Annotated in this window: 16 protein-coding genes; 3 read left to right on the top strand and 13 right to left on the bottom strand. The window is 65.0% G+C overall.

Translation table 11 applies throughout. The features are described 5' to 3' along the window. Positions 1-75 precede the first annotated feature (75 nt). The 3 genes from EDD52_RS01870 to EDD52_RS01860 form a co-directional block, all read right to left on the bottom strand. Positions 76-810: a phosphate/phosphite/phosphonate ABC transporter substrate-binding protein gene (locus tag EDD52_RS01870; protein ID WP_132241327.1), complete on the bottom strand. Its 735-nt coding sequence runs from the start codon at positions 808-810 to the stop codon at positions 76-78. Then, on the bottom strand, positions 807-1244 hold the full coding sequence (locus tag EDD52_RS01865) for a tellurite resistance TerB family protein (protein WP_132241326.1): 438 nt from the start codon (positions 1242-1244) through the stop codon (positions 807-809). The genes EDD52_RS01870 and EDD52_RS01865 overlap by 4 nt, the downstream gene beginning before the upstream one ends. Before the next feature lie 64 nt (positions 1245-1308). Beyond that, the gene (locus EDD52_RS01860; protein ID WP_132241325.1) at positions 1309-2085 is read right to left on the bottom strand and encodes a 23S rRNA (adenine(2030)-N(6))-methyltransferase RlmJ; all 777 of its coding nucleotides are present in this window, start codon (positions 2083-2085) and stop codon (positions 1309-1311) included. Positions 2086-2484: 399 nt separating this feature from the next. On the opposite strand from EDD52_RS01860, the gene EDD52_RS01855 reads away from it, so the two are divergent. Both EDD52_RS01855 and EDD52_RS01850 read left to right on the top strand, forming a co-directional pair. Next, positions 2485-2826: a hypothetical protein gene (locus EDD52_RS01855; protein WP_132241324.1), complete on the top strand. Its 342-nt coding sequence runs from the start codon at positions 2485-2487 to the stop codon at positions 2824-2826. 114 nt (positions 2827-2940) lie between these two features. After that, positions 2941-3408 (top strand): hypothetical protein, encoded by a 468-nt coding sequence (locus EDD52_RS01850; RefSeq protein ID WP_132241323.1) that lies wholly within the window; start codon positions 2941-2943, stop codon positions 3406-3408. 12 nt (positions 3409-3420) lie between these two features. Here EDD52_RS01850 and EDD52_RS01845 read toward each other — a convergent pair whose 3' ends face one another. From EDD52_RS01845 to EDD52_RS01800, 10 genes are all read right to left on the bottom strand, one after another. After that, positions 3421-4857 carry an amidase gene (locus EDD52_RS01845; RefSeq protein WP_132241322.1) on the bottom strand — a complete coding sequence of 479 codons (1437 nt, stop codon included), beginning with the start codon at positions 4855-4857 and terminating at the stop codon, positions 3421-3423. A gap of 27 nt (positions 4858-4884) precedes the next feature. Next, the gene (locus EDD52_RS01840) at positions 4885-5169 is read right to left on the bottom strand and encodes an ArsR/SmtB family transcription factor (protein WP_132241992.1); all 285 of its coding nucleotides are present in this window, start codon (positions 5167-5169) and stop codon (positions 4885-4887) included. A 109-nt stretch (positions 5170-5278) separates the two neighbouring features. Next, complete coding sequence (locus EDD52_RS01835; RefSeq protein WP_132241321.1) at positions 5279-6511, bottom strand: mandelate racemase/muconate lactonizing enzyme family protein; 1233 nt, start codon at positions 6509-6511, stop codon at positions 5279-5281. A gap of 94 nt (positions 6512-6605) precedes the next feature. Next, positions 6606-7694: a Zn-dependent alcohol dehydrogenase gene (locus EDD52_RS01830; protein ID WP_132241320.1), complete on the bottom strand. Its 1089-nt coding sequence runs from the start codon at positions 7692-7694 to the stop codon at positions 6606-6608. Between the two features lie 163 nt (positions 7695-7857). Beyond that, complete coding sequence (locus tag EDD52_RS01825; RefSeq protein ID WP_132241319.1) at positions 7858-9192, bottom strand: lyase family protein; 1335 nt, start codon at positions 9190-9192, stop codon at positions 7858-7860. Further along, a complete protein-coding gene (locus EDD52_RS01820) occupies positions 9189-9905 on the bottom strand; it encodes an alpha/beta fold hydrolase (protein ID WP_132241318.1) in 717 nt (238 codons plus the stop codon). The genes EDD52_RS01825 and EDD52_RS01820 overlap by 4 nt, the downstream gene beginning before the upstream one ends. Continuing rightward, on the bottom strand, positions 9898-10686 hold the full coding sequence (gene pcaD / locus EDD52_RS01815) for a 3-oxoadipate enol-lactonase (protein ID WP_132241317.1): 789 nt from the start codon (positions 10684-10686) through the stop codon (positions 9898-9900). Before pcaD ends, EDD52_RS01820 begins: the two co-directional genes overlap by 8 nt. 171 nt (positions 10687-10857) lie before the next feature. After that, positions 10858-11826, bottom strand: coding sequence for a threonine ammonia-lyase (locus tag EDD52_RS01810; protein WP_243651823.1), 969 nt, complete (start codon positions 11824-11826; stop codon positions 10858-10860). 8 nt (positions 11827-11834) lie between these two features. Continuing rightward, a complete protein-coding gene (locus tag EDD52_RS01805) occupies positions 11835-12656 on the bottom strand; it encodes an alpha/beta fold hydrolase (RefSeq protein WP_207905953.1) in 822 nt (273 codons plus the stop codon). Further along, positions 12656-13339 (bottom strand): haloacid dehalogenase type II, encoded by a 684-nt coding sequence (locus tag EDD52_RS01800; RefSeq protein WP_132241314.1) that lies wholly within the window; start codon positions 13337-13339, stop codon positions 12656-12658. The genes EDD52_RS01805 and EDD52_RS01800 overlap by 1 nt, the downstream gene beginning before the upstream one ends. Before the next feature lie 383 nt (positions 13340-13722). Here EDD52_RS01800 and EDD52_RS01795 point away from each other — a divergent pair, with 383 nt between their 5' ends. Beyond that, on the top strand, positions 13723-14151 hold the full coding sequence (locus tag EDD52_RS01795; RefSeq protein ID WP_132241313.1) for an FKBP-type peptidyl-prolyl cis-trans isomerase: 429 nt from the start codon (positions 13723-13725) through the stop codon (positions 14149-14151). Positions 14152-14438 lie beyond the last annotated feature (287 nt).

The following is a 14438-nucleotide window of genomic DNA, read 5'->3' as shown; positions in this document are numbered from 1 at the left end:
CCGACGTATTGCAATATTCAAAGCAGCTTTACCGCCTTCGGAATCGCCAAAGTGACGAAACGGAAGGCGATTGCGTCAGGGCTTTGGCGGCACCGGAAGGGTCATGTAGGCGTCATGCGGGACGCGGGACAGCCCGTAGATCGACAGGATGTCGGCGGTTTCCGCCCCCATCTGCGCGATCGCGGTTTCGAGGGCAGCGGCGATCTCTTCGGGATCATTCTGCCGGCCGGTCAGGTAGGGCGTGGCGGGCGTCGGTTCCGTCCGTCCAATCTCTCGCAGGTTTTCGGTATAGGCATCATAGCGCCGCATCAGCCGCCAGCTCAGCACATCGATGCAGGCCACATCCGCGCGCCCGTCATGGACGGCGCGGGCGGAGTTCACATGCGCCCCAGTGCCGATATGCTCGCCAAACCGCACATCGCGGGCGGCGGCGTAGGTCGTGATCGCGCCCCATCCGGATTGCGACTCCGGCTCGTTATAGGCCAGGCGCTGTCCGTGGAAATCCTCAAGCCGCTGCCCCTTGGCATCGGCCCGCACCACGATGACGCTGTTGTAATACCCGGGCGGGCAGCCGGGGTTGCGGTAATCGGGCGCGCCGATCAGGTGGGTGATCTCGTGCAGTTCTTCGCGATAGGGCAGCCCGCAGGTTTGCGACAGCAACAAATCAGGCGAGCGCCAGCCGTCCCAAAGCGGTGTCGTCCTGTCAAGCGCCTGTGGCCCACGCCCCAAGGCCTTGCGAAACATGGAATAAAAGTGATCGTTGGCTTCGGTCGTGCCTGGCCGGTCATACATGCCAAGCTGGGCAATCATCGCTGTTCCATCCGTTGCCGGGCCAATGCGCTGTCGCGATCATTGACGCCCAGAAGGTTGGAAACCAGCCGCAGCAGCGCGTCTTCTTCCTGTTCCCGCTCACCATCCGCCAGCACGACCTGCCACAGCGCCTCGATCACGCCGATGCGGTCCTCATAGGGGACGGCATCCTTGATTGCGCGGGTAAAGCGGACAGTGTCGGGCGCTTCTGCCTCCAAAGTCTCGGCGTCGCGGCGCAGCGCCGTGGCTTCGAAGGGCGAGAGCCCGTAGCGCGTGGCCACGATACGGTCGATCCGTGCAATCTCGTCATCGGCATAATCGCCATCGGACCGGGCCACCCGGACAAGCAGGGCGGTGAGGGCGAGGCGGGCATCGCCATCATCCAGCGGGGCGGGCTCGGGCTGGGTCAGCCGCTTGAGAAAATCAGCAAACATGACAGAGCATATAGGCCGCTCGTGCAGGCGCGCCAAGCCCGAACGCGCGGCGTAGAACAGAGTTTTACAGGGCGGCGAAGAGCGCGCTCAGCCTGTCTGTTTCTGTATCGAGCCGGTAGGGCGGGTTGAGGATGAAGAGCCCGGACCCCACCATGCGATGCCCCTTCCGGGCGGGCGGAAAGCTGACTTCGTGGCGCAGCGCGTCAGGATGCGCCTGCATCAGCGCCCGCAACATCTTGCGGTGCGGCCCGTCAGACAGGATGGGATACCACAACATGATGATCCCCACATTCCACTTGCGATGCAGCGTTGCGATCTGTCCGGGGATAAGCTCGTAGTCGCGCTTGACCTCGTAGCTGGGGTCGATCAGCAACAGCCCTCGGCGCGGGTCCGGCGGGCAGACGGATTGCGCCATTTCAAAGCCATCCATCTGATAACATTTGGCTTTCGGCATTGCATAGTCGAGCGCGGCAAATTCCTGTGGATGCAGTTCCGCCAGATGCATCCGGTCTGCCGGGCGCAGGATCTGCGATGCAATCATCGGAGAGCCGGGGTAAGAATTCGCGCCGTTTTCCGCATGTGTGAGGCGGATCACTTCTGCGTAAGGATGGGTCTCGGGAAACCAGTTGAGCGCCTCTGCCCGGGTGATGCCTTGCGCGGCCTCGCCGGTTTTCAACGCCTCTGCCGCATCCAGCCGGTACAGCGCACGGCCCGAATGCGTCTCCAGGTAGGTTAGCGGTTTGTCCTTCTTTATCAACTGTCTAAGCATCCATGCCAGCACCGCGTGCTTGTGGACATCGGCCAGATTCCCGGCATGGTAGATATGTTGATAAGACAGCATCCGGATGGCTTAGCCCCGCGGCCCGCCCCGTGCAAGGGCACAGAGTTTGGCACCTCTTGCACCTGTCAGTCCCGGCAGCGCCGCGCTCCTTCCAATCAAACATCCCCCGTTCGCGCGCGGGTGCCGTTCCACGACCCGATTGACGTGGTCGACGGCGTCTCCACGTCCCGGTGCGCTGACAGGACACCCCCCCCGAAGATCGTGGATTTGTCACAGGTGTAAATCAAACCCCCACCGGGCCCGCAAATTTTGCTTGGCTACCTCGAAAGATGTGGTATTCCACCCGGGATCGGCGCCGATTTGAGCTTCAGCTTGCGGGCGCTTTTATAAATGCAGCTAAAGCGGAGAAGGCTCCAGCTTTCTCCCGGATATGTGCCCGTCGGGCCGAAGGAGAATGAGATGCGAGACGATTTCGCTGAAACCGTAGGCCGTGAACTGGACAGGATTTCTGGCGTGCCCGTTGCCCAGATACTGGAAACACGTGCGGCCTTTCCAAAGCAGCAGCTTTCCTTCGACATCCTGCTCGAGACGGAAGAGGCCTGGCAGGGGCTCGATCTTTGTGCCCGGATCGCCCGCAAGGGTCTGCTGGTCACAAACCTGGTTTACCGGAAGCCGGGGCGTATCCTCATTCAGTTTCGCGATGACCCGGCCACCCACCCGGCAGAGCTTGTCGCGCTGATGGGCAGTGCCCCGGACGTCACCGTGGTGCGTTGGACCACCGTGCTGGGCTGCCCTGCCTGACCCGCGCCGCACCACCGTTTCGCGACCATACGTCAACCGAATGGCGAATGGCTTGTCATGTTGCCCCGATCCGCTAGGCTTTGCCGAATTATTTCGAGGGGCGGGCCGCGTGGCATGACTTTCATGGCGGACAAGGAATTGCGCGAGACGGAGCTGCTCGATTATCTGCGTGTCTATGTGATGATCTGGCAGAAGATCGACTTCATCTGGGGGCTGTTCATCACCTCCTACATCCCGCTCTTTGGCTTCCTGCATTTCTACCAGAAACAGATCGGGCTGGTCTTTGCGCTGATGTTCCTGGTGGCGATTGCAGGCTTCACCTTCGTCAACGGGCAGGCGCTGCGTCAACATTACGATATCGCCGTCACGATGAGCCGGGAATTCCGGCGCCGCAACAAGCTGTTTCCGGACATCAACGGCGCCTTGCTGCGCACGGCGCATGATGGCCGCGCCCGGATGGTGCTGTTCACCCATGGGGCCAGCTTTGCGGGGTTTGTCTATCTGATGGGCGAACGCGTGGGCACCGATCTGTGTCAGGCCTCCACCGGCTGGGTCTGTCTGTGGCAGGCCATGTCTGGCTGAGCGCCGCTGCGCTCAGGGCTGGGCAATGTCATGCCGCAGGATCGGGTCAATCGGCGATGAGGGGAGCGCCAGCGCCGTCTCGATATGCTGGGCCACTTGCAAAAGCCGCGCCTCGCCGCGCGGACGCCCGATCAGTTGGACGCCGACGGGCAGCCCGTCCGGGGTGAAGCCCACCGGCAGCGACATGCTGGGCAGGGTTGTCGTGGTGGCAAGGAAGGAAAACCGCAACCAGTCGATGTAATCGGTGGTGGGCACGCCCGCGACGGTTCTGGGAAACTCCTCTTCCACCGGGCCGGGGGCGACGCCGGTCACCGGGCAGGCCAGCACATCGTAGCGGGTCAGGAATTGCTGCATCCGGTCGTACAGGGCAGAGCGGTTCAGCTGCGCATCTGCGATGTCCTGCGCGCTGAGCGCGCGGCCTTCGGCAATGTTCTGTGCCAGTGTCGGCTTGTAGAAGCCCTGCACGAAATCCGGCGCGTCGCCGGGAAGGGCAGCCCAGAAAAAGGCGCGCAACGCCCGGTAGGTCTTTTCCAGACCGGGCAGGTCGGGGCAGGCGTCCTCGACTGTGCAGGTCGGGCTTTGCAGGCGTGTCATCGCATCCGAGAGCAAGTCGGCGATGTCGCTCTCGACCGGGGCAAAGCCGCCCAGATCTGGCGCAAAGGCGATGCGGATCGGGCCGGGGTCTTGCGCGGCGGCCTTTGCGAAGGGTGTGGGCGGCGCGGGCATCGATAGCGGCCAGATTGGTTCATACCCGGCCATCGCATCCAGAAACAGAGCGCAATCGGCCACGTTGCGGGCCATCGGACCCTGCAGCCCTTCATTGGCAAAGCCCATCGCCGCCGGACCGCCGCCCGCAATGCCGGGCGAGGGGCGAAACCCCACAACACCGCAGAAGCTGGCAGGCGTGCGCAGGCTGCCCGCAAGGTCTGACCCGTGGCTCAGCCAGACCTCTCCGGTGGCCAGCGACACCGCCGCGCCGCCAGAGGAGCCGCCCGCGTTGCGCGCGGTGTTCCACGGGTTGCGGGTCCTGCCGAAGATGGCGTTGAACGTGTTGCCGCCTGCGCCCATCTCGGGGGTGTTGGTCTTGCCCATGACAATCGCGCCGCGTTCTTCCAGACGCAGGACAAGCGGATCAGAGGCAAGCGGGTAGTTCCGCTTCAGCCCCTGCGTGCCCATCGTGGTCAGCACGCCCGCGACCGGGGTCAGATCCTTGATCCCGATGGGCAGCCCGCCAAGATCGGTGCCCGCGGCCTTCGGTGCAGCCTCGCGCGCGCGGTCGGCACAGACGGTGACAGTGGCGTTCACAGCAGGTTCGACCTGTGCGATGCGGGTCAGGCTGGCCTCGACCAGCTCTGCCGCCGAAACCGCGCCTTTGCGCAACAGATTGACCACCTCGGTCGCCGAAAGCGCGCAAAGGTCCGGTCCGCTGAAGCTGGTATCGGGGCGCATGGCGGATCCTGTTCGAAGGGGAAGAGCCTAGTCAATCTTGCAAAACAGCTCGTATAGCAGCCCGATGACGCGGCGGGTGTCCTCATTGGCGAGGCTGTAATAGATCGTCTTGCCATCGCGCCGGGTGGAAACCAGATTTTCCTCGCGCAGCCGGGCCAGCATCTGACTGACAGCGGCCTGCCGGATGTCGAGCAATGCCTCCAGCTCGCCAACGGATTTCTCGCCAGAGCCGAGATGACACAGGATCATCAACCGGCCCTCATGGGCCAGCGTCTTCAGGTAAGCGGCAGCGCGGCTTGCATTCTGCGCCATTTCCTGTGGCGGGGCGGTCTTTTCTTCGAGGCTCAAGTCAACAGGTCCCAAACTGGTTCTTACGTTACCCCTAACATGGGGCATGGTGCGGGGGAGTTTCAAGCCTTCGTCAGTCTGGCGGGGGTGGCGCGCCCCCCTGAAACGCGTTCTGGCCCTGATAGTCGCAGGGCGCCTCCTGCATCTGAAGGTGCAACTGGTTGCCCTTGTAGGGGTTGGCGCGGGCCAGATCCTCGTCCACGTCGATCCCAAGACCGGGGCCTTGGGGCGCAGGAACAAAGCCGTTTTCCACCCGGATCGCGCCCCGGATCAGCGCATCGTGGAAGGGCGTTTCGATGGTTTCGGCCATCAGCAGGTTGGGGATGGACGCGGCAAGATGCAGGTTGGCCGCCCATTCCACGGGGCCTGCATAAAGATGCGGGGCCATTTCCGCGTTGAAGCCTTCGGCAAGGGCGGCGATCTTGCGCGCCTCCCACAGACCGCCAGAGCGCCCAAGCGCCGGCTGCAGGATGCGCACGCCGCCCATCCGTAACAGCGCGGCAAATTCGGCCTTTGTGGTCAGCCGCTCACCGGTGGAGAGCGGGATACGCACAGCGCGGGCAACCTCGGCGAATTCGGTCAGGTTGTCGGGCGGCACCGGTTCCTCGAACCACAGGGGGGCGTAGGGTTCCAGCGCCTGACCCAGCCGGATCGCGCCTGCGGTGGTGAATTGGCCGTGGGTGCCAAACAGCAGATCGGCGCGGTCGCCCACCGCCTCGCGGATGGCTTTGCAGAAGGCCACGGATTGGGTGATGTCGCGCATCGCGGGCTGGTGGCCGCCCCGGATCGTGTAGGGGCCTGCGGGGTCGAATTTCACCGCCGTGTAGCCGCGGTCCACGCAGTCCAGCGCAGACTGGGCGGCCATCTCGGGCGAGGTCCAGAAATCGTCCATCCGGTGCTGCGGCAGGGGGTAGAGGTAAGTATAGGCGCGGATGCGCTTGTTCATCAGCCCGCCCATCAGCGCCCAGACGGGCCGGTCGCGCGCCTTGCCAAGGATGTCCCAGCAGGCGATCTCCAGCCCGGAGAAGGCCCCCATGACGGTCAGGTCAGGGCGCTGGGTGAAGCCCGCGGAATAGGCGCGTCGGAACATCAGCTCGATATTTTCGGGGTTTTCGCCTGCCATGTGGCGTTCGAACACGTCGGCGATGACGGCGCGCATCGCTTGCGGCCCGACCGACGCGGCATAGCATTCGCCCCAGCCGGTGATGCCGCAGGCGGTCGTCAGCTTCACAAGGATCCAGTAGCGCCCGCCCCAGCCGGGCGCCGGTGGGGCGGTGATGATCACGTCAAGGTCTTGCAGCTTCATGATGGGTCTCCTTAGGCGGGGGTTTCGGATCGCTTGCGCGATCCGACCGGGTGGGGGGCAAGCCCCCCACACCCCCCAAGAGCAAGGCGGCAGGTCAGGGTGCCAGCATGATCACGTTACGCCGGGCGCCACCGGTTTTTGTGTCGGCGATGGCCTCGTTGATCTGGTCAAGCCGCCAGCGGGCCGAGATAAGCTCGTCAAGCTTCAGGCGGCCCTGCTGGTACAGATCAACCATCCACGGGATATCGCGGCTGATCACCACATCGCCCATTTTTGACCCGACCATGCCTTGCCCCATATAGGCCAGCACGACCGGCTCATAGCTGGACATGGCACCGGAATGCGGCATGCCGACCATCACGACCCGGCCGCCCGCAGCAAGGTAAAGCGGTGCGCTGTCATAGGCGGGGATGGCTCCGACGGTGACGATGACAGCATCGGCGCCGCGCCCTGTAAGCTGGCGCAGGGCTTTCCACGGTTTGTCAGAACTGGCGAGCAATCCATCTGTGGCCCCGAAGTCGCGGGCGATGGCCAGCTTTTCCTCGGTCATGTCCACGGCAACGATGCGGCGGGCGCCTGCGATACGCGCGCCCTGAATGGCGTTGAGCCCAACGCCGCCCGCGCCGATCACCACCACATCCTGCCCCGCACGCAAACCGGCGGCGTTGACCACGGCGCCCACCCCGGTGATCACGCCACAAGACAGCAGGCAGGCGGCATCCATCGCCATGTCACCGGGCAGTTCCGCGATCTGGCTGGTGTCGACCACCACGCGTTCGGCAAAGGCACCGCAATTCATTGCCTGGATAACGTCCTGACCGTCCGGCGTGGCGAGGGGCGAGCCATGCGGGCCTGCCGGGTCTTCGCAAATTGTCGGGCGGCCCGTGGCGCAGTTGGGACAGGCACCGCAACTTCGGATCAGGGTGACGACCACCGGATCGCCAAGCGCATGTCCGATGACGCCTGCGCCAAGAGCGCTGATCCGGCCCGCCGCCTCGTGCCCGTAAACCGCGGGCAGGTCGCCGCCCCACGCGCCATCGGCATAGGAAATGTCGGAATGGCAGATCGCGACCGCCTCCAGCGTGACCTCGACCTCGCCAGCCAAAGGTGCGCGCAGGTCGATCTCTTCAATGCTGAGGGGCGCGCCGAATGCGCGGCAGATGGCGGCCTTGATGCGTGGCATATGTCCTCCGGGCGGTCATGGTCCTGACGGCGACGGTTGCGCGGAAGCTGCCCGGACGCAAGAAGAAATTCCCGCAGTGACCAAAGGTTCCGGCCGTAGCGCAATCTGCAGGAGGCCCGCCAGACAGGATACCCGCGCCGCAGCCCATGCGGCGCCTTCTGCGCTACCGGGCGGTGGCGGTACGGGCGGCTGCCGCAAAGGCGCGCGCCTCGGCCGGGGCCTGCCCCAGCATCGCGGCAGTGCCGAAGCTGTCTGCGGGCATGTCGGGCCATTGCGCCCGCGCAAGCGTCAGAAGGTCACCCCCCTCGGCAAGGACCCTTTGGCAAAGCGCTTTGACAGCCGCCTGCGCTTCGGGCCGCGGCATCTGCGCGGTGAGGGCAAAGCTGATCGCCTCGGCATTCAGCAACCCCTGCGCGGCGTCCAGCGTCGCCTGCATCTGCGCCGCATCGGGACCAAGGGAAGAGGCCAGCCGTTCGGCATGGCCCAGGGCAGAGGCGGCAGACAGGCAAAGCTGCGGCAGAATCAGCCATTCGGTGAACCACGCGGCCCCGTCCCGTTGCAGCGCATGCCCGGCGCTCATATTCAAGGTCGCGGCCAACCCCGCCCCATGCCGCCACAGCGCCACAAGCGCTGACGGCCCCACCGGGTTCTGTTTCTGCGGCATGGTCGACGACCCGCCCGACGCGCCCAGCCGGACCTCTGAAATGCCGGATTGGGTCAGCAGCACCAGATCCGTGCCAAACTTCCCAAGCGCTGCCAGAAGCCGCGTGATCCAGTCGGCAATGCGCAACACGGGCGCGCGGTCAGTGTGCCAGCTGCGCCCCGGATCGGTCAGGCCCAGCTTTGCGGCGATCCCGGCGCGTAAGGCGGGCGCCTCCGGCCCAAGCGCCGACGCGGTCCCTGCGGCGCCCGACAACGACACCCACACCCCGTCTGCGCGCAGCGCCCTCAGCTCTGCCAGAAGGCCCAGCAGTGGCATGCCCCATTGCGCGGCCATGGCGCCAAAGCTGGTGGGCGTGGCGTGCTGGCCATAGGTGCGCGCGGCCATGGGCAGATCGGCATGCCGCTCCGCCAGGCGGGCAAGTCCGGCAATAACCTTCACCAGACCTGCCTCGTACTGACCCAGAACCTGCTTCATCCGCAGCATCAAACCGGTGTCGATGATATCCTGTGAGGTCGCGCCCCAATGGACATATTGCGCATGTTCCGGCGCACTCATCTCCTTGCGGAAGGCGGTCACGAGCGCGGGAACGCTGACGCCGTTCTGTGCTGTGGCCTCGCGCAGCTGAGCGGGATCGATCAACACCTCCATCGCGGCGCGGTGAATGGCGGCGGCGCTGATCTCGGGGATGACACCTGCTTGCCCCTGCACCTGTGCCAATGTGCCTTCGACCAGCAGCATGGCCCGAACCTCTGCGGTGTCAGAGAACAGGCGCGCGGTCTCGCCCGTGTCGAACAGGCCGCCCAGATGGGCGCTGTCAAAAGGGGTGGCGGTCATGTTCCGGGCCTCGCGATGTCAGAGAGCATTTGGGCCAGCGCAACAGGTGCCGCAAAGAACGGGGAATGGCCGGTATTCATCTCGGTCACGTCCTTTGCGGGCCAGTCGGCAGTCATTGTACGCTGGAACTCCGGCGGGATGGTGCGGTCATCATTGCAGCGGATATAGCTGCGCGGAACGCCTGCATAATTGGCCCCAAGTGCAACGCGTGTTTCCTGCGGCAGGATCGCCTGCGCGCCAAGTCGCGCATTTGCATAGGTGACGGTGCCGGGGGGGCAGTCGTGGTAGAATACGGCCTCCGCCATCTCGGGGCGGATCGTGAACGCAAGACCGTCCGCTGTCTTCTGGATGGCAGGCAGCAAGGGCTGGCGTGGCGCCTGACGACGACGCTCTGCCAGCGACAGCGCGTCCGCCGGGACATAAGCGCAAAGATAGATCAGGCGGGTGATCCGGCCCGGGTCACGCTCTGCGGCAAGGCTGATCGGGTAGCCGGCCATCGAATGGCCCACCACCACGGTGGGGCCCTTCAGCGCGTTCAGGATTGTGCGCGCATAAAGATCCAGCGTGATCTCTGCGACAGGCGTCGTGTCCGCACCTTGCCCCGGCAGGTCTATGGCGCGGGCGCTGTGGCCCAACGCCTCCAGCGCCGGGATCACGTCGCGCCAGCACCACGCGCCGTGGCACGATCCGTGGACCAGCAGAAAGTCAGACATGGCCCTGCGCGGTCAGGAATTCGGTCAGGATCGCGGCATATTCCTCGGGCTTCTCGACACAAGGCAGGTGGCCCGCGCCCTGAATCAGCCGGAAATCCGACCCCTTTATCAAACCAATGGTTTCGCGCACCAGATCGGGCGGGGTGGAGCCGTCGACAGAGCCCGCGATCCCCAGCGCGGGCAGGGTCAGCGCTGCGGTGGGCGTGTAGAAATCGGTGCCTGCAATGGCTTGGCAACACCCGATATAGCCTTCCACCGGCTGGCGCAGAAGCATGTGCCGCCATGCGAGGAATTCATCGGTTTCGCGAAACCCGGTCGAGAACCAGCGTTCGAGAATCGGATCGGCCAGCGCCTCTATCCCGCCCGCACGGACGGCGCCGATACGGTCCTGCCACATGTCCTTCGTGCCGATCTTGGCGCCGGTGTTGGACAGCACGATCGCGCGCACCAGATCCAGCCGTTTCGTGGCCAGCCCCTGCGCGATCATTCCGCCAATGGACAGCCCGACAAAGACGCAATCGCGCACGCCAAGTTGATCCAGCAGCCGTTCCGCATCGGTCACCAGCGCGCCCATGGAATAGGGCGCAGGCGGGCAGGTGGACAGGCCGTGCCCACGCTTGTCATAGCGGATGAACTTCAGACCCTGCGGCAGCAGCGGCAGGATCTGATCCCAAAGCCGCAGATCGGTGCCAAGCGAGTTTGCAAAGACCACCGGCGCCCCGTCCGGATCGCCATCAACCCGGTAGTGAAGCCCGATATCCCCCAGCCTTGCGATTTTCATGGTCATCCCTCCTTTGACAGTCCGCAAAGACACCTGGCGACGGGTTTTGGCAAGGGTCTTGCCCGGAAAAATGCCAATCCCGGATGGGCCTTCAGCCTGTTGCGGGGCAGATCTGCGCGGCGTTCCGTGGGTTGCGCTGCACGCACTCGCATGGTGGCGCGGTCTTTTCCATCACCCGCCCTCAAGCATTTTCAGCCCTTGGGCAAAGACGGCCGGATCGACATTCCCGCCCGAAATTGTGCAGATCACGGCGTCGCCTTCAAGCGCATCGGCCCGGTAGAGTGCCGCCGCCAGCGCCACCGCGCCGCCCGGTTCGGCCACCAGTTTCAACCGCAGAAAAGCCTGCGCCATCGCCGTCAACGCCTCATCGTCGCTGACGGTCAGGCCGGGACCGCACAGGCGCTGCATGACCGGGAATGTCAGATCGCCGGGGCTGGGCGTCAGGATCGCGTCGCACAGCCCGCCTGACATCCTTGCATTCCGCTCGATCCGGCCAGAGACCAGCGAGCGGGCCGTGTCGTCAAACTCTTCGGGTTCGACCGGCCGGGCGCGCAGGCCCGGGGCGCGGGCCTCAAGCGCCAGCGCAATGCCAGAGGTCAGCCCGCCGCCGCCGCAACAGACCAGAACATCCGCCTGTTCCACGCCCGCTTCGCGCGCCTGCTCGGCAATCTCCAGCCCGCAAGTGCCCTGGCCTGCCACCACCTGCGGCTCGTCGTAAGGGCGAATGAGGGTGAGGCCGCGCGAGGCTTTGAGCTCCTCGCCAAGCGCTTCGCGGGTCTGTTGGCCTGCGCGGTCATACAGCACGACCTCTGCCCCAAGGGCGCGGGTGTTGGCGATCTTCAGCGCGGGCGCGTCCTCTGGCATGATGATCACGGCGGGGATGCCATGCTGGCGGGCGGCCAGCGCCACGCCCTGCGCATGATTGCCCGAAGAATAGGCCAGCACGCCCCTGGCCCGGACATCCGGTGCCAGCGCAGAGATCGCCGCATAGCCGCCGCGATATTTGAAGCTGCCGGTATGTTGCAGGCATTCGGGTTTGACCAGCACGCGCCGCCCGGCAATCTCGTCCAGAAAGGGCGAGGAGAGTAGCGGCGTGCGCCGGGCGTGGCCGCGCAGCCGGTCTGCCGCGGCCTCGATCATGTCGATATTCACTGCATGCTCTCCAGCCATTCGCGCAGCGCGGCGAGCGCTTCTGGTTCGTCAAGGAACGGGATATGGGCGCGGTCGGGGACTTCGGCGGCAATCATGTCGGGGCGGCGGCGCTGCATCTCGGCAAAGGTTGCGGGGGTCAACAGATCCGAATTGGCCCCCCGGATCGTGGCAAGCGGCAGACCGTCCAGCGCGTCGAAAAACGGCCAGAGATCGGGGGCGGGCTGTGCGCCGGTGGCCAGCACCGCATCGCGCAGGCGCGCGTCATAGGTCAGGTCCAGCCCGTCCTCGGCCTGAATGTAGAGCTTTTCGACCTCGGCGCGCCAACGCTCTGCCGGAACATTGGCAAAGCCTGCCATCAGCTCGGGGCGCGCGGCGGCAGCCTCTTCATGGGTTTTCCAGCTGGGGCGATTGCCAAGATAGCCCATGATCGCCTTTAGCCCGCCCGTGGCCAGATCCGGGCCGATATCGTTGAGCGCCACACCAAGTAGCCGGTCGCGCGCGCCCGCGCCCAACCCCATCGCGATCAGCCCGCCGCGCGAGGTGCCAAGAATGGCGGCGCGGGCGATGCCCAGATGGTCAAGCAGTTCGACCGCGTCGCGCGCCTCGACCGGGATGGTGTAGGTGTCCGGCCCCGGCCAGTCGGATTTGCCGCGCCCGCGATAATCCAGCCGGATCAGGCGGGTGTTTTCCAGATGTGGCGCGACATAATCGAAATCCCGGCCATTGCGGGTAAGACCGGACAGCGCCAGCACCGGCAGGCCCTCGCCTTCGTCTGTATAGTGAAGGCGGACATCGTCGGAAGAGGTGAAATAGGGCATCAGGTGGCAATCTCCGGCAATGTCGTCAGGTCGCTTAAGATGTGGTGCGGGCGGTGGGGCAGGCGGTCGACGGGGTCGCCCGCGCGGTTGGCCCAGACGGTGGTGAAACCGTAGCCCGCAGCCCCCGCAGCGTCCCAGCCGTTGGACGACACAAACAGCACCTCATCGGGCGCGCAGCCAAAGCGGGTGCCGACCATGTCATAGACCTGGCGGGCGGGCTTGAAGATGCCGACATCCTCGACCGAGAGCACCGCATCAAGATAGGTGCCGATGCCCGAGAACTCGACCGCACCTTCCAGCATGTCGGGGCTGCCATTTGACAGGATTGCGCAGGCTTTGCCCGCCGCCTTGAGCCGCGCCAGCATGGCGGGCACCTCGCGGTAAGCGGCCAGTTCCCAGTAAAGCGCCAGAAGGATTTCGCGCAGCTCTGGATCATCATCCAGCCCGTGTTTATCCATCGCCCAGTCCAGCCCGTCCATCGTGACATTCCAGAAGGACGTGTGCTCGCCCGTGATCGCGCGCAGCCATGTGTATTGAAGCTGCTTGTTGCGCCAGTCGGCGGCGAGCGCCTGCCAACAGGCGGCAAGCTTTTCCCGGCCGGGCTGTTCTGCGGCCTGCCTCGCGGCGGCGGAAACATCGAACAGGGTCCCGTAGGCGTCAAAGACACAGGTGGTGATGGTCATACGGTCCTCCCTTGGGTCGCAGAAGCACAGTTGCATGATGGATCGACGGGGAAAAGGGGCGAATTCTGCGCCTATATCGCGCTGCGGTCTTGCTCGCCGGGGAAACTCTGCCGGACCGGTGCGGATGGTTTTCGCAGGAATGCAGGCTGGAACCGAGCGGCCCTGCCACCGCCGGGGTAGGTCCTGGCCGCGTCGGGATGGGACAGGAAAACAGTCGAGTGTCCGGGCGCCGGAAACGCGGGAAAGCTGCTGCCGCCATTGGGCACCGACCCAGCCGTTTGCAATTCGCGGGCATGGCAGATAGGGTCCGCCCCGATCAAAAAGGGCGCCGTGCCGGGAGGCGTTGCGCTGAAATCCACCCCCGAGACAGCACTGGAACCCAGATGACCCAGGTAAAGACGGGCGACACCGTTCGCATTCACTACACCGGCACCCTTGCCGATGGCAGCACTTTTGATTCCAGCGCGGGACGCGACCCGCTGGAATTCACGGTCGGGTCCGGCCAGATCATCCCCGGCCTCGACAAGGCAATGCCCGGCATGGCCGTTGGCGACACCAAGACTGTCGCCGTCGTGGCGGACGAGGCTTACGGCCAGGCCGACCCGAACGCGCGCCAATCCGTGCCGCGTTCTGAAATTCCCGCCGATCTGCCGCTGGATATCGGCACGCAGCTGCAGGTTCAGACCCAGGACGGACAGGTGATGGCAGTGACCGTGGCCGAGGTGACAGAGGCCGAGGTGACGTTGGATGCAAACCACCCGCTTGCAGGCAAGGACCTGACCTTCGATATCGAACTGGTCGAGATCGCCTGAGCCCTACCGCGCCATTGCAAGCCGCAGGCTTGATCCCAATGAGTGCCTTCGGCACGCCGGTTTGAAAGAAAACGCGGCCCTTGCGGGGGCCGCGTTTCGCGTTTGGCCTGCCTTTGCGTTTCACTGGTCTGGCGGCACTTTGTGCGGCGGGCCGGGGATTGCGGGCCGATCCGTGCCCGAGGGGTGGGGCGCGTTTGGCGCGGGCTGCATGCTTGGGGGTTTTCGATTTCACGCCCATGCTGCGGGGCAGGCTGCAAGCGGCGTTGCACCCTTGGCAAATTCACGCC

Source organism: Primorskyibacter sedentarius, assembly GCF_004342065.1.
In the GTDB taxonomy this organism is placed as follows: domain Bacteria; phylum Pseudomonadota; class Alphaproteobacteria; order Rhodobacterales; family Rhodobacteraceae; genus Primorskyibacter; species Primorskyibacter sedentarius.
This window is presented reverse-complemented; position numbering and strand designations above follow the sequence as displayed.

Bases quoted from the DNA above. Each gene is read 5' to 3' on its own strand.
- EDD52_RS01870 (WP_132241327.1), bottom strand. From the start codon at position 810: ATGATTGCCCAGCTTGGCATGTATGACCGGCCAGGCACGACCGAAGCC.
- EDD52_RS01865 (WP_132241326.1), bottom strand. From the start codon at position 1,244: ATGTTTGCTGATTTTCTCAAGCGGCTGACCCAGCCCGAGCCCGCCCCG.
- EDD52_RS01860 (WP_132241325.1), bottom strand. From the start codon at position 2,085: ATGCTGTCTTATCAACATATCTACCATGCCGGGAATCTGGCCGATGTC.
- EDD52_RS01855 (WP_132241324.1), top strand. From the start codon at position 2,485: ATGCGAGACGATTTCGCTGAAACCGTAGGCCGTGAACTGGACAGGATT.
- EDD52_RS01850 (WP_132241323.1), top strand. From the start codon at position 2,941: ATGACTTTCATGGCGGACAAGGAATTGCGCGAGACGGAGCTGCTCGAT.
- EDD52_RS01845 (WP_132241322.1), bottom strand. From the start codon at position 4,857: ATGCGCCCCGATACCAGCTTCAGCGGACCGGACCTTTGCGCGCTTTCG.
- EDD52_RS01840 (WP_132241992.1), bottom strand. From the start codon at position 5,169: ATGGCGCAGAATGCAAGCCGCGCTGCCGCTTACCTGAAGACGCTGGCC.
- EDD52_RS01835 (WP_132241321.1), bottom strand. From the start codon at position 6,511: ATGAAGCTGCAAGACCTTGACGTGATCATCACCGCCCCACCGGCGCCC.
- EDD52_RS01830 (WP_132241320.1), bottom strand. From the start codon at position 7,694: ATGCCACGCATCAAGGCCGCCATCTGCCGCGCATTCGGCGCGCCCCTC.
- EDD52_RS01825 (WP_132241319.1), bottom strand. From the start codon at position 9,192: ATGACCGCCACCCCTTTTGACAGCGCCCATCTGGGCGGCCTGTTCGAC.
- EDD52_RS01820 (WP_132241318.1), bottom strand. From the start codon at position 9,905: ATGTCTGACTTTCTGCTGGTCCACGGATCGTGCCACGGCGCGTGGTGC.
- pcaD (WP_132241317.1), bottom strand. From the start codon at position 10,686: ATGAAAATCGCAAGGCTGGGGGATATCGGGCTTCACTACCGGGTTGAT.
- EDD52_RS01810 (WP_243651823.1), bottom strand. From the start codon at position 11,826: ATGATCGAGGCCGCGGCAGACCGGCTGCGCGGCCACGCCCGGCGCACG.
- EDD52_RS01805 (WP_207905953.1), bottom strand. From the start codon at position 12,656: ATGCCCTATTTCACCTCTTCCGACGATGTCCGCCTTCACTATACAGAC.
- EDD52_RS01800 (WP_132241314.1), bottom strand. From the start codon at position 13,339: ATGACCATCACCACCTGTGTCTTTGACGCCTACGGGACCCTGTTCGAT.
- EDD52_RS01795 (WP_132241313.1), top strand. From the start codon at position 13,723: ATGACCCAGGTAAAGACGGGCGACACCGTTCGCATTCACTACACCGGC.